At 71.8% G+C, this 18,503-nt stretch carries 19 protein-coding genes; 5 read left to right on the plus strand and 14 right to left on the minus strand.

Annotated elements, in window-relative coordinates:
- The first annotated feature begins 52 nt into the window (after positions 1–52).
- The 4 genes from AB0N02_RS13645 to AB0N02_RS13660 all read left to right on the plus strand — a co-directional run bounded on the left by AB0N02_RS13645 (position 53) and on the right by AB0N02_RS13660 (position 3,565).
- Positions 53–643 carry a malonic semialdehyde reductase gene (locus AB0N02_RS13645; protein ID WP_363945652.1) on the plus strand — a complete coding sequence of 197 codons (591 nt, stop codon included), beginning with the start codon at positions 53–55 and terminating at the stop codon, positions 641–643.
- 105 nt (positions 644–748) lie between these two features.
- Positions 749–1,213 carry a MarR family transcriptional regulator gene (locus AB0N02_RS13650; protein WP_363945654.1) on the plus strand — a complete coding sequence of 155 codons (465 nt, stop codon included), beginning with the start codon at positions 749–751 and terminating at the stop codon, positions 1,211–1,213.
- 59 nt (positions 1,214–1,272) lie between these two features.
- Positions 1,273–1,950 carry an LppX_LprAFG lipoprotein gene (locus AB0N02_RS13655; RefSeq protein ID WP_363945656.1) on the plus strand — a complete coding sequence of 226 codons (678 nt, stop codon included), beginning with the start codon at positions 1,273–1,275 and terminating at the stop codon, positions 1,948–1,950.
- Positions 1,951–1,954: 4 nt separating this feature from the next.
- Entirely contained in the window at positions 1,955–3,565 is a 1,611-nt protein-coding gene (locus AB0N02_RS13660) for an MFS transporter (protein ID WP_363945657.1), read from the plus strand.
- A gap of 100 nt (positions 3,566–3,665) precedes the next feature.
- Here the strand turns inward: AB0N02_RS13660 and der are convergent, their stop codons facing one another.
- The 11 genes from der to AB0N02_RS13715 all read right to left on the minus strand — a co-directional run bounded on the left by der (position 3,666) and on the right by AB0N02_RS13715 (position 15,093).
- Positions 3,666–5,045 carry a ribosome biogenesis GTPase Der gene (gene der / locus AB0N02_RS13665; protein WP_363945921.1) on the minus strand — a complete coding sequence of 460 codons (1,380 nt, stop codon included), beginning with the start codon at positions 5,043–5,045 and terminating at the stop codon, positions 3,666–3,668.
- 41 nt (positions 5,046–5,086) lie between these two features.
- Positions 5,087–5,743, minus strand: a complete 657-nt coding sequence (cmk, locus tag AB0N02_RS13670) for a (d)CMP kinase (RefSeq protein ID WP_363945659.1) — start codon at positions 5,741–5,743, stop codon at positions 5,087–5,089.
- Positions 5,744–5,860: 117 nt separating this feature from the next.
- Entirely contained in the window at positions 5,861–6,934 is a 1,074-nt protein-coding gene (locus AB0N02_RS13675) for a prephenate dehydrogenase (protein ID WP_363945660.1), read from the minus strand.
- 43 nt (positions 6,935–6,977) lie between these two features.
- Positions 6,978–7,337: a chorismate mutase gene (aroH, locus tag AB0N02_RS13680; RefSeq protein WP_363945662.1), complete on the minus strand. Its 360-nt coding sequence runs from the start codon at positions 7,335–7,337 to the stop codon at positions 6,978–6,980.
- 78 nt (positions 7,338–7,415) lie between these two features.
- Positions 7,416–9,299, minus strand: coding sequence for a pseudouridine synthase (locus tag AB0N02_RS13685; RefSeq protein ID WP_363945664.1), 1,884 nt, complete (start codon positions 9,297–9,299; stop codon positions 7,416–7,418).
- Positions 9,299–9,853, minus strand: a complete 555-nt coding sequence (scpB, locus tag AB0N02_RS13690; RefSeq protein WP_363945666.1) for an SMC-Scp complex subunit ScpB — start codon at positions 9,851–9,853, stop codon at positions 9,299–9,301. The genes AB0N02_RS13685 and scpB overlap by 1 nt, the downstream gene beginning before the upstream one ends.
- Positions 9,846–10,670: a segregation/condensation protein A gene (locus tag AB0N02_RS13695; RefSeq protein WP_363945667.1), complete on the minus strand. Its 825-nt coding sequence runs from the start codon at positions 10,668–10,670 to the stop codon at positions 9,846–9,848. The genes scpB and AB0N02_RS13695 overlap by 8 nt, the downstream gene beginning before the upstream one ends.
- A gap of 44 nt (positions 10,671–10,714) precedes the next feature.
- Positions 10,715–11,662 (minus strand): ParA family protein, encoded by a 948-nt coding sequence (locus tag AB0N02_RS13700; protein WP_363945668.1) that lies wholly within the window; start codon positions 11,660–11,662, stop codon positions 10,715–10,717.
- A 98-nt stretch (positions 11,663–11,760) separates the two neighbouring features.
- Complete coding sequence (locus AB0N02_RS13705) at positions 11,761–12,744, minus strand: site-specific tyrosine recombinase XerD (protein WP_363945669.1); 984 nt, start codon at positions 12,742–12,744, stop codon at positions 11,761–11,763.
- On the minus strand, positions 12,701–13,315 hold the full coding sequence (locus tag AB0N02_RS13710; RefSeq protein ID WP_363945923.1) for an NUDIX hydrolase: 615 nt from the start codon (positions 13,313–13,315) through the stop codon (positions 12,701–12,703). The genes AB0N02_RS13705 and AB0N02_RS13710 overlap by 44 nt, the downstream gene beginning before the upstream one ends.
- Positions 13,316–13,422: 107 nt before the next feature.
- The gene (locus AB0N02_RS13715) at positions 13,423–15,093 is read right to left on the minus strand and encodes a CTP synthase (protein ID WP_363945670.1); all 1,671 of its coding nucleotides are present in this window, start codon (positions 15,091–15,093) and stop codon (positions 13,423–13,425) included.
- Positions 15,094–15,249: 156 nt separating this feature from the next.
- Here AB0N02_RS13715 and AB0N02_RS13720 point away from each other — a divergent pair, with 156 nt between their 5' ends.
- Complete coding sequence (locus AB0N02_RS13720; RefSeq protein ID WP_363945671.1) at positions 15,250–16,032, plus strand: acyltransferase; 783 nt, start codon at positions 15,250–15,252, stop codon at positions 16,030–16,032.
- Positions 16,033–16,111: 79 nt separating this feature from the next.
- Here AB0N02_RS13720 and AB0N02_RS13725 read toward each other — a convergent pair whose 3' ends face one another.
- Genes AB0N02_RS13725 through AB0N02_RS13735 form a run of 3 tightly spaced genes read right to left on the minus strand, consistent with a single transcriptional unit; the run spans position 16,112 to position 18,411 of the window.
- Positions 16,112–16,972, minus strand: coding sequence for an ABC transporter permease (locus AB0N02_RS13725; protein WP_363945673.1), 861 nt, complete (start codon positions 16,970–16,972; stop codon positions 16,112–16,114).
- A complete protein-coding gene (locus AB0N02_RS13730; RefSeq protein ID WP_363945675.1) occupies positions 16,932–17,915 on the minus strand; it encodes an ATP-binding cassette domain-containing protein in 984 nt (327 codons plus the stop codon). The genes AB0N02_RS13725 and AB0N02_RS13730 overlap by 41 nt, the downstream gene beginning before the upstream one ends.
- Complete coding sequence (locus AB0N02_RS13735; protein WP_363945677.1) at positions 17,908–18,411, minus strand: MarR family transcriptional regulator; 504 nt, start codon at positions 18,409–18,411, stop codon at positions 17,908–17,910. Before AB0N02_RS13735 ends, AB0N02_RS13730 begins: the two co-directional genes overlap by 8 nt.
- Between the last annotated feature and the right edge of the window lie 92 nt (positions 18,412–18,503).

Raw genomic sequence — 18,503 nt, forward strand, 5'->3', positions numbered from 1 at the left:
TTGGGAACGAAAGTCACCGACAAACCGCACATATCACCCATAAAGGATGAAAATGGCTCTCACACTCTCCTCCGCCGCCCAGGACCTGCTCTTCCGGGAGGCCCGGACCGCCAACACCTTCACCGACGAGCCGGTCGGCGACGAACAGGTGCGAGCCATCTACGACCTGGTCAAGTACGCCCCGACCGCGATGAACCAGCAGCCGCTGCGGGTCGTCCTGGTGTGCTCCCCCGAGGCCCGCGAGCGCCTGCTCGGCCTCATGGCGCCGGGCAACCGGGCCAAGACCGCCGCCGCCCCGCTGGTCGCCGTTCTCGCCGCCGACCTGGACTTCCACGAGGAGCTTCCCAAGGTCTTCCCGCACAGCGCCGGGGCCAGGGAGATGTTCGCCGAGAACGAGGCCCTGCGCGCCCACAGCGCCAGGTTCAACGCGACCCTGCAGGTCGGCTACTTCATCCTGGGCGTCCGCGCCGCCGGTCTGGCCGCGGGCCCGATGGCCGGTTACGACGCGGACGGCATCGACAAGGAGTTCCTCGACGACGCCCACACCGTGCTGGCCGTCGTCAACATCGGCAGGCCCGGCGAGGACGCGTGGTTCGACCGCCTCCCCCGGCTGACCTACGAAGAGGTCGTGACCACCGTCTGAGGTAGGTTCTGCTCTATGAGCCGGGAGCGAACGCGACACAGCGAGCGAAGTGGCCGACCGGCGAGAACCTCTCACAGAGCGAACAGGAAACAGGTGATACGACCGGTGGACGACGAGGAGCCCCGCTGGCTCACTTCGATGGAGCAGCGGGCCTGGCGTGCCCACCTGGCCGCCCACAAACTCCTGGAGCACCGTCTCGACCGTGATCTGCAGACCTTCGGGCTGTCGGTCAACGACTACGAGATCCTGGTCAACCTCTCGGAGAGCTCAGAGCACCGCATGCGCATGAGCGACCTCGCCGACGCCACGATCCAGTCCCGCAGCCGCCTGTCCCACCAGATCTCCCGGATGGAGGCGGCCGGGCTGGTGGCCAGGGAGACCTGCGTGGACGACCGGCGCGGCACCTACGCGGTGCTCACCGAGCACGGCTGGGCCACGATCCAGCGAGTCGCGCCGTACCACGTGGCCAGCGTCCGGCAGCACTTCATCGACCTGCTGACCGACGACCAGCTCCACGAGCTCGAGGCCGCCTACGCCCCCGTGGTGAACCATCTCAAGAGCCTGCGCTGAAGCGAAACCGATACCGGCGGATCCCCCTCGGGTGACCGGGCGATCGCTACGATCCGCCCATGTCTCCTCGCCGGATCCTCACAGCGGCGGTCGCCGCCACGCTCTTCCTGATCACCGCGTGCGGCGGCGGTGACGCCTCGGACGGGGCGGCCCCGCCCGCGGGCGCCGAGCTGGTCAGGAAGGCCGCCGAGGCGATGCGGACGGTCAAGACCGTGACCTTCGGCCTGGAGACCGAGGGCACTCCGCCGGTACCGGTCAGGAAGGCCTCCGGCCGCCTGAGCGGGACCGGCGACGCCGACGGCACCATCCAGCTCGACGTGATGGGCAGCCTGCAGGAGATCAGCTTCGTCCTGATCGGGGAGACCGTCCACTTCAAGGGCGTGACCGGCGGCTTCCAGAAGATGTCGCGCGGCCAGCTGGCCGCGATCTACGATCCGTCGGCCGTCCTCGACCCCGACAAGGGCGTCGTCCGGCTCCTGGGCAGCGCGCTGAACCCCAGGACCGAGGCCGCGGAGAAGATCGACGGCACCGACGCCTACCGGGTCGCGGCCACGCTCCCCCAGGAGGTCCTGTCCACGGTGGTCCCCGGTCTCAAGGAGAACGTCGACGGCAGGCTCTGGATCGACAGGGCCACGAGCCGCCTGCTCAAGGCCGATCTGCCGCTGACCGGCGGCAAGGTGATCGTCGCCTTCCACGACTACGACGCGCCGGTCCAGATCACCGCCCCCGCGGAGTGACCCGGTGACCGTTCCGGCCCCTGAGAGCGGCCCCTCGGCCGGGCACGGCCGGGCGGCCCGGCGGCGGATCGTCCTCGGAGCCGGTGGCACCGCGGTGCTGCTGGCGGCCCTGGACGCCTACGTCGTGGTCACCGTCCTCGTCGACATCGCCAGGGACGTCGACGTCCCGCTGAACCACCTGGAACGGGCCACCCCGATCGTCACCGGCTTCCTGCTGGGCTACATCGCGGCCATGCCGCTGCTGGGCCGGCTCTCCGACCGGTACGGCAGGCGCCCCCTGATCCACCTCTGCCTGGCGGGTTTCGCGGCCGGCTCGGTCGTCACCGCCCTGGGCCAGACGGTCGCCTGGCTGGTCGCGGGGCGCGCCCTGCAGGGCGTCGCGGGAGGCGCGCTGCTGCCCATCACCATGGCCCTGGTCAGGGACCTGTGGGACGGGCGCGACCGCCCGGTCGTGCTCGGCGCGGTCGGCGCGGCCCAGGAGCTCGGCAGCGTGATCGGCCCCCTGTACGGCGCCGCCCTGGCCACCCTGGTCCCCGTCACCCTGCAGGTGGGCGGCGTCCAGCTGGGCGGCTGGCGGTCGATCTTCTGGCTGAACGTCCCCCTGGTCGCCGCCGCGGCGGTCGCCGTACAGCGCTCCGTGCCTCCGGGGCGCGGCGCGGGCGGCGAGACGGGCGGGCGGCCCCCCGTCGACGTGGTGGGCGGCCTGCTACTGGCCCTCGCGCTGGGCCTGCTGGTCGCCGGGCTCCACAACCCCGATCCCGGTGCCTCCGTCCTGCCCTCGTGGGGCCCGCCGACGGTGGCGGCCGGGGCGGCGGCGTGCGTGGCGTTCGCGGTGTGGGAGTCACGGGCGAAGACCCGGCTGATCGACATGACCGGAGTACGGCGCGGCCCGTTCCTCGCCGCTCTCGGGGTGAGCCTGGTGAGCGGCGCGGCGCTGCTGGTCACCCTGGTCGACGTGCAGCTGTCCGCGCAGACGCTACTCGGCCTCGGTGCCCTGGACGGCGCGCTGGTGCTCTCCCGCTTCCTGCTCGCGCTCTCGGTGGCCGCGCTGCTGGGCGGGGTCGCCGCCCGCAGGTACGGCGAGCGGGCGGTGGCGGTGACCGGGCTGGTGGTCGCCGCGGCCGGCTACGTCCGCATCGGACAGTGGCCCCTCGATCTCGGCACGGCCGGGTACCGGCTGGACGTCGACCTGGTCGTCGCGGGGCTCGGCCTCGGCGCGGTGATCGCGCCCGTCTCGTCCGCCGCACTGCGCGTGACCCCGGCGGCGCGGCACGGCGTGATCTCGGCGGCGGTGGTCGTGGCCCGGATGATGGGCATGCTGCTGGGCGTCGCGGGACTGTCGGCGTGGGGTTTCCACCGTTTCCAGATGCTGACCGCGCATCTCGACACACCGCTGCCGTTCGGCGTCGATCCCGCCGAGTACGCCCGGCGCCTGGCCGGCTACGAGAGCGCGGTGCGGGCGGCGCTGCACACCGAGTACGGCGAGATCTTCCTGCTCACCGCGGTGCTGTGCGCGGCCGGGGCGCTGCCGGCGCTGCTGCTGCCGCACCGCCCCGAGAACGCACCCGCCGCCCGGGCCGAGCCGCTGACCGAAGGGCCCGGCCCGGACTCCTGATCCGGGCTCCCGCCCCGGACGCCCGGCCTGGACTCCTGACCGGAACGCCCGAACCGGGCGTCCGGATCGGGCCTCCGTCCCGGCCGGGCCGCGGCGCCGGTCACTTCTTCTTCTGTGCCTGCCGCTTCTCGCGGATCTTCATCGTGACCTCGATCGGAGAGCCCGCGAAGCCGAACTCCTCGCGGATCCGGCGCTCGATGAAGCGGCGGTAGGTCTCCTCGAGGAAGCCCGAGGTGAACAGTACGAACCGGGGCGGCTCGGTCGTCGCCTGGGTGGCGAACAGGATCTTGGGCTGCTTGCCGCCCCTGACCGGGGGCGGGGTGGCCGCGACCAGCTCGGTGAGGAAGGCGTTGAGGCGGGAGGTGGGGACCCGGGTCGCCCAGGAGTCGAGGGCCTTCTCCAGCGCCGGGACGAGCCTTTCCACGTGCCAGCCGGTCTTGGCGGAGATGTTGACCCGCAGCGCCCACGGCACGCGGACGAGCTGGCGGTCGATCTCCTTCTCCAGGTAGTAGCGGCGGTCCTCGTCGAGGAGGTCCCACTTGTTGAACGCCACCACCATGGCACGGCCCGACTCGATCACCAGGGAGATGATCCGCAGGTCCTGCTCGGTCAGCACCTCGCTGGCGTCGATGAGCACGACCGCGATCTCCGAGCGCTCCAGGGCGGCCCGGGTGCGCATGCTGGCGTAGAAGTCGGCGCCCTTCAGCTCGCGGTCGCGCCTGCGGATGCCCGCGGTGTCCACGAAACGCCAGGTCTTGCCGCCGAGCTGGATCAGCTCGTCGACCGGGTCCCTGGTGGTGCCCGCCATCGGGTCGACCAGGACGCGTTCCTCGCCCGCCAGCCTGTTCAGCAGCGAGGACTTGCCCACGTTCGGCTTGCCGAGCAGGGCGACCCTGCGCGGCCCCCGCTCGGCGCCGAAGCGCTGCGGCGGCGTCTCCGGCAGCTTTTCGAGGATCACGTCGAGCAGGTCGCCGCTGGAGCGGCCGTGCAGCGCGGAGACCGGCTGGGGCTCGCCCAGGCCGAGCGACCACAGCCCGGCGGCCTCCAGCTCCATCTGCTGGTTGTCGACCTTGTTGGCCGCGAGGATGACCGGCTTGCCGGAGTTGCGCAGCACGTGCCCGACGATCTCGTCGGCGTCGGTGACGCCCACGATCGCGTCCACGACGAACAGGATCACGTCGGCCAGCTCGGCCGCCACCTGCGCCTGCTCGGCGATCTTCAGGGCCATGCCGGTCGCGTCGGGGTCCCAGCCTCCGGTGTCGACGACCGTGAACCGCCGCCCGCGCCAGGTGGCGTCGTAGGTGACCCGGTCGCGGGTCACGCCCGGCACGTCCTCGACGACCGCCTCCCGGCGGCCGATGATCCGGTTGACCAGTGTGGACTTGCCCACGTTCGGGCGGCCCACCACGGCCACGACCGGCTGGGGGCCCGCGTCGGCCTCCCCCTCGTAAGAGCTGTCTTCGGTACCCAGATCGGCCAGCTCAGCCTCGATCCAGCCGCTGTCTTCCGCGTATTCCTCCGTCACGCCTTTTCCTTAATCAAACGCAGTATCTCGGCGATGACCTCTTCGAGGTTGAGCGCCGTGGTGTCCAGTTCGACGGCGTCGGCCGCCATCGCCAGCGGATCGGCCTTGCGCGTCGAGTCCAGGGTGTCGCGCCTGGCCATCGCGGCCTTCTGCACCTGCACCGTGGTGCCGGTCAGCTCCGCCGTACGGCGCAGCGCCCTGGCGTCCGCGCTCGCGGTGAGATAGATCTTGACCGGGGCGTCGGGCACGACGACCGTGCCGATGTCCCGCCCCTCGACGACGATGTCGCCCGCGCCGACGATCTCACGCTGTTCGGCCACCAGCCTGCGCCTGACCTCGGCCACCGCGCTGACGGCGGAGACCGCGGCGGTGACCTCCGCGGTGCGGATGGGGGCGACGGCGTCGGCGCCGTCCACCGACACCGACGGGGCGTCGGGGTCGGTGCCGATGACGAGCACGGGGTCGAGAGCCCGGGCGGCGATCGCCTCGGGATCGGAGAGATCGACGCCCCGCTGGAGCATCCACCACGTGATCGCGCGGTACATCGCCCCGGTGTCGAGATAACGCAGCCCCAGCGCCCGCGCGACCCCGCGCGACGCGCTCGACTTACCCGACCCCGAAGGACCGTCCATGGCGACGACCAGTCCGGTCACGAAGCCTCTCCCTTGCAGCCCGCTTCAGTTGTCCGTACGAGGCTACCGGGAACGACGAGGGAGTCACGCATCGAACGGCCGGACGGCCCGCCGGAGCGGGCCGCCACCGCCGCGTTCTCAGGGCAGCTGCCAGCCGTGGGCCCGCAGCGCCTCCGCCAGCGCCGGCACGGCCTCGGGCTGGACCAGCAGGTCTGCGGCGCCCAGCGGCAGGCCGGGGGCGTGCTCGAGGCGGACGTCCTCGATGTTGACACCCGCCGCCTGGGCGACCTGGAACAGCCGCGCCAGCTCGCCGGGACGGTCGCCGATGATGACCTGGACGGTCGCGTAGGCGCGCGCGGGACCGCCGTGCTTGCCGGGGATCCTGCCCGTGCCCGTGACACCGCGCCGCAGGAGCGCGGTGACGTCGTCCAGGGCGTCCGGGTCGGCGGAGGCGCGCAGCGCGGCGGCCGCGGCGGCCAGGTCCGCCGCCACCGCCTCCAGCACGTCGGCGACCGGCAGCGCGTTGCCCGACAGGATCCCGGTCCACAGGTCCGGGTCTCCGGCCGCGATGCGGGTGACGTCGCGGACTCCCTGACCGGCCAGGCCGAGCGCGGTGGCCGGGGCCTCGGCGAGCCGGGCGGCGACCGCCGAGGCCGCCACGTGCGGGGCGTGCGAGACGACCGCGACGGCCCTGTCGTGCTCGGCCGCGTCGACCGTGACGGCCTCGCCGCCGCAGAGTTTGATCAGGCCGAGCAGGGCCTCGACCGCGTCCGGCGAGGTCTCCTCGGTCGGGCACAGCGCCCACGGCCTGCCCAGGAACAGGTCCGCCCGGGCCGCCGCCGGCCCCGAGCGCTCCCGGCCCGCCAGGGGGTGCCCGGCGACGTAGGTGGTCAGGTCGCAGCCGAGGGCGGCGGCCAGCCGCAGCGGGAGCGCCTTGACGCTCGCCACGTCGGTGTAGAACCGGGCCGCGCCGGCCCGCTGGAGCGCGGCGAGCCGGTCGGCGACCAGGTGCGGCGGGACCGCGATGACCGCGATCTCCGCGGTCCGCCCCTCGGTCCACTCGGTGCCCGCGCCCAGTTCCCGCGCCAGCCGTACGGCCCCCGCGTCACGGTCGGACAGATAGACGGTCACCCCGTGCCCGCGCAGGGCCAGGGCGACCGAGGTGCCGATCAGGCCGGTACCGACGACGAGAACGCTCTCGGGATGGCTCACACCCGCTCCTCGGACATGACGGCTGACGCGGCACATGACGGGCTCACTGGGCGATGTCCACGCGCAAAGCCGTCGCACCCCGCAGGTAGACGTGCTGGATCTCCTCGCGCGGCCGGTCGGTCTCCACGTGGGCCATCAGCCGAACGACGTGGGGCAGGGCGCCCGGGACGTCGATCTCGGACGCGCAGATCAGTGGAACGTCGTGGAAGCCGAGCTTGCGGGCGGCCAGGGCCGGAAACTCGGCGGTCAGGTCGGGCGTCGCCGTGAAGATCACGCTGATCACGTCGTCGGTGGTGAGCCTGTTGCGCCCCATCACCTCGGTGACCAGCTCGGTCACCCCGGCCAGGATTGCGTCCCTGTCGTTGCCCTCGACCTGGATCGCACCGCGGATCGCCCGCACCATTGTCGTTCCTCCGTATCGTTCACGCCGGACCGCTCATGAGGCGGTCCGGCGTGTCCTGAACGTATATGTCCAGGAAGGTTACAGGCCGACGGCGGCGTAGAGGTCGCCGACTTCCTTGAGGGTCAGCGCGCGGACCGTCCCCGGCTTGAGACGGCCGAGCTTCACCGGACCGAACTCGATGCGGGCCAGGTCGATCACCGGGTGCCCGACCTCCTCCAGCATGCGACGGACGATGTGCTTGCGTCCCTCGTGCAGGACGATCTCCACCAGGGCCTGCTGGCCGTGCTCCTGGACGAGGGTGAAGGAGTCGGCCTTGGCGATGCCGTCCTCCAGCTCGATGCCCTTCTTCAGGCGGCGGCCCAGGTCACGCTCGATCTTCCCGGGCACCTTGGCCCAGTACTTCTTCTGCACACCGTAGCTCGGGTGGGTGAGCCTGTTGGCCAGCTCGCCGTCGTTGGTGAGCAGGATGAGCCCCTCGGTCTCGGTGTCCAGGCGGCCCACGTGGAACAGCCGCTCGGTGCGATCGGCCACGTAGTCGGCCAGCGAGGGACGGCCCTCGGGGTCGGACATGGTGCTGACGACGCCGATGGGCTTGTTGATGGCGAGGTAGACGAGGTCGGGCATCGTGGGCAGGCGCTTGCCGTCCACGTGGATGACCTGCTTGGCGGGGTCGACCCGGGCGCCGAAGCGGCGGACCACCTGGCCGTCGACCGTCACCCTGCCGGCGCCGATCATCTCCTCGCAGGCCCGGCGGCTGGCCACGCCCGCCTGGGCGAGGACCTTCTGCAGCCGGACACCGTCCGGGACCTCGGTGGTGTCACGCTCGTCGACGTAGTCGTTGTCGTAGAAGTCGGAGTCACGACGGGGCTGACGGGCGGTCTTGAAACGGTCGTTCTCGATCGCGCCCGGCCTGAGGTCGGCCTTCGCCGCGGGGCCGCGGCCGGCGGGGGCACGGCGCTCGCCGTAGGAGCCGGCTCGGCCGCCGCCGATCGTCTGGACCGCGTCACGCCTGCCCGTCTTGCCGTACCGGGCGCGCGAACCGCCGCCCGGTGCCTCTCCCCGGCCGCGGTCGGCACCATGACGCCCGCGCGAACCACCGCGCTCGTCCCCGCGCGAACCACCACGGTCTGCACGGAACCCCTCGGAACGGAAACCACCCCCGTCCCGGCGCGGCCCCTCGGACCGGAAACCGCCGCGGTCATCGCGGCGCGGCCCCTCGGACCGGGAACCGCCGCGGTCATCGCGGCGCGGTCCCTCGGAACGGAAACCGCGATCGTCACGCGACCGCTCGGACCGGAAACCGTCACGGTCGTCCCGGCGCGGCCCCTCGGCACGGAAGCCACCGCGGTCATCACGGCGCGGCCCCTCGGCACGGAAACCGCCCCGCTCGTCACGGCGCGGCCCCTCCGACCGGAAACCACCGCGGTCATCACGACGCGGCCCCTCGGCACGGAAACCGCCCCGCTCGTCACGACGCGGCCCCTCGGCACGGAAACCGCCCCGCGAACCACCGCGCTCGTCCCCGCGCGAACCGCCACGGTCTGCACGGAACCCCTCGGAGCGGAAACCGCCGCGGTCATCACGACGCGGCCCCTCCGACCGGGAACCACCGCGGTCGTCACGACGCGGCCCCTCGGAACGCCCCTCGGAACGGAAACCGCGATCGTCACGCGACCGCTCGGACCGGAAACCGTCACGATCGTCCCGGCGCGGCCGCTCGGAGCGGGAGTCGTCCCGCGACCCGCCCTCCGGCCCGCCGAACCGGGCACGCGAACCGTCACGGTCGGCGCGGAAGCCGCCGCGGTCGTCACGACGCGGTCCCTCGGAGCGGAAGCCGCCCCGCGACCCGCCGCGAGGCCCGTTTCCGGAGTTACCGCCCCCGCGAGAGGTACCACCGCGCGGGGCGCCGCCACGGCCTCGACCGCGTCCATCACCGGACGGGGTGCTACGCCTGCTGTTCACTACTTCTGCTCCTCTAGGTTTTCCACATCGGGAAGGAACGGTGCCAGCTCGGGAAGCTCGTCGAGATCCCGCAGGCCCATCCGCTCAAGAAAATACGAACTTGTCCGGTAGAGCAGCGCCTGGCTCTCCGGGTCGGTGCCGGCCTCCTCGACCAGCCCCCTCGCCACCAGCGTGCGCATGACGCCGTCGCTGTTGACGCCTCGGATGGCCGCCACCCGGGCCCGGCTGACCGGTTGCCGGTAGGCGACCACGGCCAGGGTCTCCAGCGCCGCCTGGGTGAGCCGCGCCTGCTGGCCGTCGCGAACGAACCGCTCCACGAGGGCCGCGCACTCGGCCCGCGTGTAGAACCGCCAGCCGCCCGCCACCTCTCTGAGGTCAAAACCCCGGCCCTCACCGGTATATTCCGCCGACAGCTCGCGGAGCGCTCCGGCGATCTCGTGGACGGGCCGCTCCAGCACCTGGGCGAGGGCCATCTCGGTGACCGGCTCGTCGACCACGAGCAGGATGGCCTCGAGGCCGGCGCGGAGGTCCGGCGCGGATGCCACGTCAGTCATCGGAAGGCTCTTTCCCCATGCTCTCGTCGTAGTCGTCGGCGACGGTGACGTCGCCGTCGTCGCTGCCGGTCCAGATCACGTGCAGCTCTCCGAGGGGCTCCAGTTGCTCGAAGGAGACGGCCGCCTCCCGGTAGAGCTCCAGAACCGCCAGGAAGCGCGCGACGACCTCGAAGGTGCCGGCGCAGTCGGCGGTGAGGGCCCGGAAGGTCGCCCGGCGCATCCGCCGCAGCCGCTGGACAAGGATAGCCGCCTGGTCGCGGACATTGGCGAGCGGTTGGTAGATGTGGGCGACGGAGACCGAGGGAGGGATCTTGGGCGCGAAGGCGCGGCGGGCGAGCTCGGCGAGGCGTTCGGGACCGATGCCCAGGATCAGCGTGGGCAGCAGGTTGGCGAACCGGGCCTCCATCGGCACGATCCGGGGGAAGCGCAGCGCCTCCTCCGCCATCCTCGCCGAGAAGACCTTCACGACCTCCTTGTAGGCCCGGTACTGCAGGAGGCGGGCGAACAACAGGTCACGGGCCTCCAGGAGGGCGAGGTCCTCCTCGTCGTCGACCTCTCCCGACGGCAGCAGCCGGGCCGCCTTGAGATCGAGCAGGGTGGCCGCGACGAGCAGGAAATGGCTCGTCTGGTCCAGGTCCCACTGCGGGCCCCTGGCCCGGATGTAGGCGATGAACTCGTCGGTGACCTGGCTGAGCGAGACCTCGGTGATGTCCAGCTTGTGCTTGGAGATCAGACCGAGCAGCAGATCGAAAGGGCCCTCGAAGACCTCCAGGTGCACTCTGAAGGTGTCGTCGGCCGTCTGCGGCTGCTCGGTCATCCCGCCATTGTCCCGCACCGGGGACCGTGGTCACGGCTGACGCGTCAGGACTGTTCGGCGTTCCACCTGGCCAGGACCTCGCGGGCCAGCTCCCGGTAGGCGCTGGCGCCGAGTGAGGAGGAGTCGAAGCTGGTGATGGGCTCTCCGGCCACGGTGGCGTCGGGGAAGCGGACCGTCCGGTTGATCACCGTGTGGTACACCTTGTCGTCGAACGCCTCGACCACCCGGGCGAGCACCTCACGGCCGTGCAGGGTGCGCGCGTCGTACATGGTGGCCAGCAGACCCTCGATCACCAGGTCCTCGTTGATGCGCTGCTGAACCTTGATGATCGTGTCCATGAGCAGCGCGACCCCGCGCAGCGCGAAAAACTCGCACTCCAGCGGCACCATGACGCCGTGCGCGCAGGCCAGCGCGTTGATCGTGAGCAGGCCCAGGGAGGGCTGGCAGTCGATCAGGCAGACGTCGTACTCGGGAAGGAGGGGCTTGATCACCCGGCCGAGCACCTGCTCGCGGGCGACCTCCGTGACGAGCTGGACCTCGGCCGCCGACAGGTCGATGTTGCTGGGCAGCAGGTCCATGCCCTCGACGCCGGTCTCCATCAGCACTTCTCTGGCGGTGATCTGCGGCTCCATCAGGAGGTTGTAGACCGTCAGATCGAGCTGGTGGGGATTGATGCCCAGGCCCACGGACAGGGCGCCCTGCGGGTCGAAGTCGACCAGCAGGACCTTCAGCCCGGCCTCGGCCAGAGCCGCGCCCAGGTTGATGGTCGTGGTCGTCTTGCCGACGCCGCCCTTCTGGTTGACCATGGCCACGACGCGGGCCGGTCCGTGCACGGTTCGCGGGGGCGGGTCGGGGAACACCGGGCGGGGTCGCCCGGTCGGGCCGAGAGCCCCCCCACTGCGAGGGGTCCCGGCGGTCTTGGTGTCCCCCCAGGGATTCTCGGGGTTTCCGGGGGTCGTCCCCCGGACAGAACCGTCGGCGGTCACAGTCACCAGTCGAACCTCCCTGACGGCCTCGAACCGGACCGTCCGGACGGACACTATGGCGTCAACACGTATGCGGCAAGGCGGCACGCCCGGACACGGCGAGGTCAATGACGCACGCGCAGATGCGCGGCGGCACAGGCCTCGCGAAGTTTGTCGACCGTGACCAGGGTGTACACCTGGGTGGTGGTCACCGAGGCGTGGCCGAGTAGTTCCTGAACCACCCTAACGTCCGCACCCCCGTCCAGGAGGTGCGTTGCGAACGAATGTCGCAAGATATGCGGCGAGATTCCGGCCAGTCCCCCTCGCTCGGCCGCGGCCTGGAGGACCTCCCAGGCTCCCTGGCGGGTGAGCCGCCCGCCCCTGGCGTTGAGGAACAGCCCCGAGCTGCCCCGCCCCTGGGCGGCGATGCCGGGGCGGGCCCGGGTGAGATAGACCCCGAGCGCCTCCCGGGCGAAGCGGCCCAGCGGCACGAGGCGGGAACGCCCGCCCTTGCCGCGCAGCCTCACCTGCTGCCGCCTCGGGCCCAGATCGACGTCGTCGACCGCGAGCCCCACCGCCTCGGAGATGCGGGCGCCCGTGCCGTACAGCAGTTCGAGCAGCGCGCGGTTGCGCATCGTCAGCGGCGAGCCCTCCGGGCCCGAGGCGGCGATCAACCGTTCCACGTCGTCCACGCTGATCGCCTTGGGCAGCCGCCTGAGCTGGCGCGGCGGACGCACCTGGCGGGTGGGGTCGTGGCCGCAGACGCCCTCCCGCAGGGCGAAGCGGTGCAGGCCGCGCACCGCGGAGACGGCGCGCGCCGCCGAGCCGGCCCCGAGGGCCCGGTGCTCGCCGTCCCCTTCCCTGAGCGCGGCGAGGAAGGCGGTGACGTCGGTCTCGACGACCTCGGCGAAGGTGACGCGGCCACGGCTCTTCAGGTGCTCCACGTACCGCAGGAGGTCACGGCGATAGGAGGCCAGTGTGTTGGCGGCCAGGCCCCGCTCCACCGCCAGATGGGCGAGGTAGCTGGACAGGACGGCCTCCGTCTCGCTCAGGGTCTCCTCCTGATCATGCCTCCGGTGCGTCGGCGGGCCGCAGTGAGGCGAAAGCATCCGCCGAAGCGGCGTATGCGGCGAGAATACCGGCCACGGCTTGGAAATTGTGGATCATTCCCTCCAGGGCACGCCGAACCGCGTCGGACAGGGGAATCCAGACCACCGGCATGTCGGACTCCTCGTGTCGCCGGACGAAGTCCAGCTCCCCCTCGGGGATGGGGGTGAGGTCCCTGGCGAGGAAGATCCGGGTCCGCTCGTCGGTCATGCCGGGCGAGGTGAGGGCGTCGACCAGGGTGTGCCAGGTGGCCGCCCGGTAACCCGCCTCCTCGGCCAGCTCGCGGGCGGCGGCGAGGTGGAGCGGCTCGTCCTCGACGTCCCGCAGCCCCGCGGGCAGCTCCCAGAGCAGACGCCCGGCCGGGTGGCGGTACTGCCGGATCATGAGCACCCGGTCCCGGTCGTCGAGCGCGACCACGGAGACCGATCCGGGGTGGGCCACGTAGTCGCGGTTGACGACCTCCCCGTCCGGCATGACGACGGCGTCGGTCACCACGCGGATGACACGCCCGCTGAAGTGCTCGGCGGAGGAGACGACCTCCCAGCGCTCGGGGACGTCGACGACGTCGGGCACGGAACCGGAGTCCGAGCCGGGGCCGGGGCCGGGGCCGCCGGGCCCGGCGGGCCCGGCGGACTCGGACTCGGCGGGCCCGGCGGACGCGGGGACCTGCTCGGAGGCGCTCACTTTCCCCGGCCCGCCTTGGCCGCGTTGCCGCGGATGTCGGCGTAGGTGAGGGCCGCCCCGATCAGGCCCTTGAACAGCGGGTGCGAGCGGGTCGGCCGGGAGCGGAACTCGGGGTGCGCCTGGGTTCCGATGAAGAACGGGTGGACGTCGACGGGCAGCTCGGCGTACTCCACGAGACGGCCGTCCGGCGACAGCCCGGAGAAGACCATGCCGATCTTCTCCAGCTGGTCGCGGTAGGAGTTGTTGACCTCGTAGCGGTGGCGGTGACGCTCGTCCACCTTGGCCGTGCCGTACAGCTGGCGGGCGAGGGAGCCCTCGGTGAGCTTGGCGGGGTACAGGCCCAGGCGCATGGTGCCGCCCATGTCGCGCTCGCCGGAGACGACGTCCTCCTGGTCGGCCATGGTGGAGATGACCGGGTGCGTGGTCTCGGGGTCGAACTCGGTGCTGCCCGCGTCCTCGATGCCCGCCAGGTTGCGGGCGGCCTCGATGACCATGCACTGCATGCCCAGGCAGATGCCGAGCAGCGGGATCTTGGTCTCGCGGGCGTGCCGGACGGCACCGAGCTTGCCCTCGATGCCGCGCACCCCGAAGCCGCCGGGGATGAGCACGCCGTCCACGCCGTCCAGCTCGCGGGCCGCGCCCTCGGGGGTCTCGCAGTCGTCGCTCTTCACCCAGCGGATGTTGACGCGGGTGTCGTTGGCGAAGCCGCCCGCGCGCAGCGCCTCGGTGACCGACAGGTAGGCGTCGGGCAGGTCGATGTACTTGCCGACGAGCGCGATCGTGACCTCCTTGGCCGGGCGGTGCACCCGGCGCAGGAGCTGCTCCCACTCCTTCCAGTCCACGTCGCGGAAGGGCAGGCCGAGACGGCGCACCACGTAGGCGTCCAGGCCCTCCGAGTGCAGCACCCGGGGAATGTCGTAGATGCTCGCCGCGTCGATGGCCGAGACGACCGCGTCCTCGTCGACGTCGCACATGAGGCTGATCTTGCGCTTGAGCGAGTTGGTGATCGGCCGGTCCGAGCGGCACACGATCGCGTCGGGCTGGATGCCGATGCTGCGCAGCGCGGCGACCGAGTGCTGGGTCGGCTTGGTCTTCAGCTCGCCGCTGGGCCCGATGTACGGCAGCAGCGAGACGTGCAGGAAGAAGACGTTGTCACGGCCGACCTCGTGGCGGACCTGGCGGACGGCCTCCAGGAAGGGCAGCGACTCGATGTCGCCGACGGTCCCGCCGACCTCGGTGATGACCACGTCGACGTCGGGGCCCGCCATGGAGCGGATGCGGTCCTTGATCTCGTTGGTGATGTGCGGGATGACCTGCACGGTGTCGCCGAGGTACTCCCCGCGGCGCTCCTTGGCGATGACGTTGGAGTAGACCTGTCCGGTGGTCACGTTGGCCGAGCCGTGCAGCTCCGTGTCGAGGAAGCGCTCGTAGTGGCCGACGTCGAGGTCGGTCTCCGCGCCGTCGTCGGTGACGAAGACCTCACCGTGCTGGAACGGGTTCATCGTCCCGGGGTCGACGTTGAGGTAGGGGTCGAGCTTCTGCATGGTGACCCGCAGGCCCCGCAGTTTCAGAAGGCGCCCGAGGCTGGAGGCCGTCAGTCCCTTGCCGAGACTGGAGGCGACGCCGCCGGTGACGAACAGATGCTTGGTGTGTGCGGCGCTGCGCAAGAAGTCTCCCGTGGTCGTCATAGATCAGTAGGCGCACCCTGATGGCGGCCCACATGTCCACGGGCTCTCAGAATATCAAACGGTTACCACGATCTGCCCGTACATCCCCTGACCCGCATTTCGCCGGGATATGACCAGGCGGTAACTTGGGCCGTTATGTCACTTCGTGGTGTGGTACGGCGTGCCGTGGGCAGCCTCGTACACCGTGTCTGGGCCGCGGTCCGCGCCGCCGGCACCGTGAGCTCCGCCAGTCCCGCCGGCTACCGGTTCCGCCACCTCGGAGAGGGCGCCTGCCTGGCGTTTCCCGGCGGAGCCGTATTCGGCGAGGCGTGGATCGAGATCGGCTCGCACACCCTGATCGGCGAGCGGGTGTCCATCTCCGCGGGCATGGGGCCGGGGGTCGACCTGGGCCCCGACTCGATCGTGCGGATCGGCGGAAGCTGCTCGATCGGCAGGGGCAGCCACATCGTCGGACACCAGTCGATCGACATCGGCGACCACGTGTTCACCGGCCCGTACGTCTACATCACCGACCAGAACCACGTCTACGACGACCCGGAGACGCCGATCGGCCGGCAGTGGCCGCGCAACAACCCCGTCGTCATCGGCTCGGGCTCCTGGCTCGGCACCGGCGCGATCATCCTGCCGGGCACCCGGATCGGCAGGCAGTGCGTGGTCGCGGGCGGGGCCGTGGTCCGCGGCGAGTTCCCGGACCACAGCGTGATCGCCGGTGTGCCCGCGCGGGTCGTGCGCCACTACGTGCCCGGGGAGGGGTGGCTGCCGCCGCACCTCGGCGGCGCCCGCGTCGATCCGGCCGCGGGCTCCGGGGGAGGCCGGCCCGCCCCGGCCGCCGTCCCGGTTTCCGGGGAGGAGCCCCCCGGCGTTCCGGGGGCGGGTGCCGTACCCGCCGAGCCCGCCGGGTCCGGCGGCACCGCCTGAGCCCGGCTGAGCCCGGCTGAGCCCGCCTGAGCCCGCCTGAGGGCCTGGCGGCCGGGTCAGGCCCGCGTCCGGTGAGCCGTCACCGCGCCAGCCTTCCCAGCAGGAGCGAGGCCGCCGTGATGCCAATCACCGCGGCCGCGGCCAGGACCGCGAAGTCCAGCGCCAGGTGGGAGGGTGTGCCGAGCAGCAGCCCTCGCAGGGCGTCGACCTGGTAGCTGAGAGGGTTGACCGCGCTGATCGCCTGGAGCCAGCCGGGCATCACGGCGACCGGGTAGAGCGCGTTCGAGCCGAAGAAGAGCGGCATGGTGATGGCCTGGCCGATGCCCATCAGGCGGTCACGGGTCAGCACGATCCCGGCGATCGTCACCGACAGGCACGAGAAGAACGCCGAGCCGAGGATCACCACCGCGGCCACGCCGAGCAGGCGCAGCGGGTTCCAGGTCATGGACACGCCCAGCACCGCGGCGATGAGGACGACGACGACCGCCTGGATCAGCGCCTTGACCCCGGCCGCGAACGCCTTGCCGGTGACCAGCGCGGCACGGGGGGTCGGCGTGACCAGCAGCTTGGTGAGGACTCCGGAGTCGCGCTCCCAGATGATCATGATGCCGTAGAAGATGGCGATGAACATCGCCGACTGGGCGATGATCCCGGGGGCCAGGTAGTCCAGGTACGGGATGCCCCCGGTCGGGATCGCCCTGATGCGGGTGAAGGTCTCCCCGAAGATCAGCAGCCACAGGGCGGGCTGGATGGCGCGCGTGTACAGCTCGGTGCGGTCGTGGCGCAGCTTCTGCAGCTCCACGACGCACATCGCGGCGACTCTGGCGGGCAGCAGGCGCCATCCCGGGCGGACGCGCGGCGGGGTCGACAGCAGGCCGAGCCCCGTGACTGCCGCGCCGTCAGCCGACGCGGGAGGCGGTGCTGCGGGTACGGCGGACATCGCGGAACTCTCCCCCTTCCTCGTGCAGGCCGCTGCCCGCGACGTCCCGGAAGACGTCTTCGAGCGTTGGCTCCGAGCCGTCGTCGCGGCGGGCGCGCAGGTCGGTCTTGAGCTGTTCCGGCGCGCCGATCGCCCGGATCCGCCCCTGGTGCATCAGCGCGACCCGGTCGCAGTGCTGGTCCGCCTCGTCCATGTAGTGCGTGGTCACCAGGACCGTCATCCCGGTGGCGGCCCGCACAGCCATGATCTGCTCCCACACGCCGGTGCGGGCGATGGGGTCGAGGCCGATCGTCGGCTCGTCGAGCATCAGCAGGCGTGGCGCGCTGACCAGCGCCTGCGCGAGTTCGAGGCGGCGCACCATGCCGCCGGAGTAGGTCCCCGCCATCCGGTCGGCGGCGTCGGCGAGTCCGACCGCCTCCAGGGCCTGGGCGACACGGGCCCGCCGCTCGCGGCGCGGGACGTCGAACACGCGGGCGAACAGGGCGACGTTCTCCCGCCCCGTGAGGCTCGCGTCCGCGGAGAGCTGCTGGGGCACGTAGCCCAGCAGGCGGCGCACCGCCATCCGCTCCCTGGCCGCGTCATGGCCGAAGACCCGTACAGTGCCGGGCGGTACCGGCAGCAGCGTGGTCACGCAGCGGATGACGGTGGTCTTGCCCGCGCCGTTCGGGCCCAGCAGGCCGAACACCTCCCCGGAGACGACCGACAGGTCCAGGCCGTCCACGGCCTTCGTCTGCCCGAAGGAGTAGTGGAGCCCGCTGCAGGTGACGGCGTCCGTGATCGCGCCACCGGCGCCACCGGTGTCCCCGTGGTCCTCACGGCTCCCGTGGTCGCTCCCGTGGCTCCCGTGGTCCTCACGGTTCCCGGACAGCCTCCGGAGCGCGTCCCGGGCGGTACCGTCCACCGGCGCCCGCGAGCCGGCGGTCGTCCACGCGTCCTCACTCATGTGATCTCTCCCGTTCCGCACGCGCGGTCCCGGCCTCCCCGAGCGTGTCCTCCGCCTCCTCGCGCAGCCCCTCGGCGAGCCTGCGCAGCACGGGGAGCGCGGCTGCCAGCGCCGCCCGATCGTCCTCGCCGAGCCGTTCCACGTGCCGTCGGACGAGCACGGCGCGCCGTTCCTGCCAGGCGCGCAGCCGCGCCTCCGCCTCGGCGGTGGGCAGCAGCAGCGCGGATCTGCGGTCGGCCGGATCGGTCTCGCGGCGCAGCAGGCCGGCCGCCGTGAGCTGGTTGACCAGCGTGGAGACCGAGTTCCCCGCCAGGTAGAGCTCCTTGGCCGCCGCCGAGACGCCGATGCCGGGATTGGCGGAGACCAGCCGCAACAGCTCGACCTGGGCACCGCGCAGCCTCGGCTCGGTCAGGCCCTGACGCAGCCTGCGCCGGATGAGCCGCTGGACCCCGGCCAGGACGTCCGCCAGGGCCTCGGGAAGGTCCTTGGTGCTCATACAGAAATATTAGCTCTTAATACGAGATAAATATGAAGCCCCCGGTTCAGGGAGCCGTCCAGGAGGCTCGGAGCAGCGGACGGCGGAGACGG

Source organism: Streptosporangium sp. NPDC051022, assembly GCF_040683035.1.
Taxonomy (GTDB): domain Bacteria; phylum Actinomycetota; class Actinomycetes; order Streptosporangiales; family Streptosporangiaceae; genus Streptosporangium.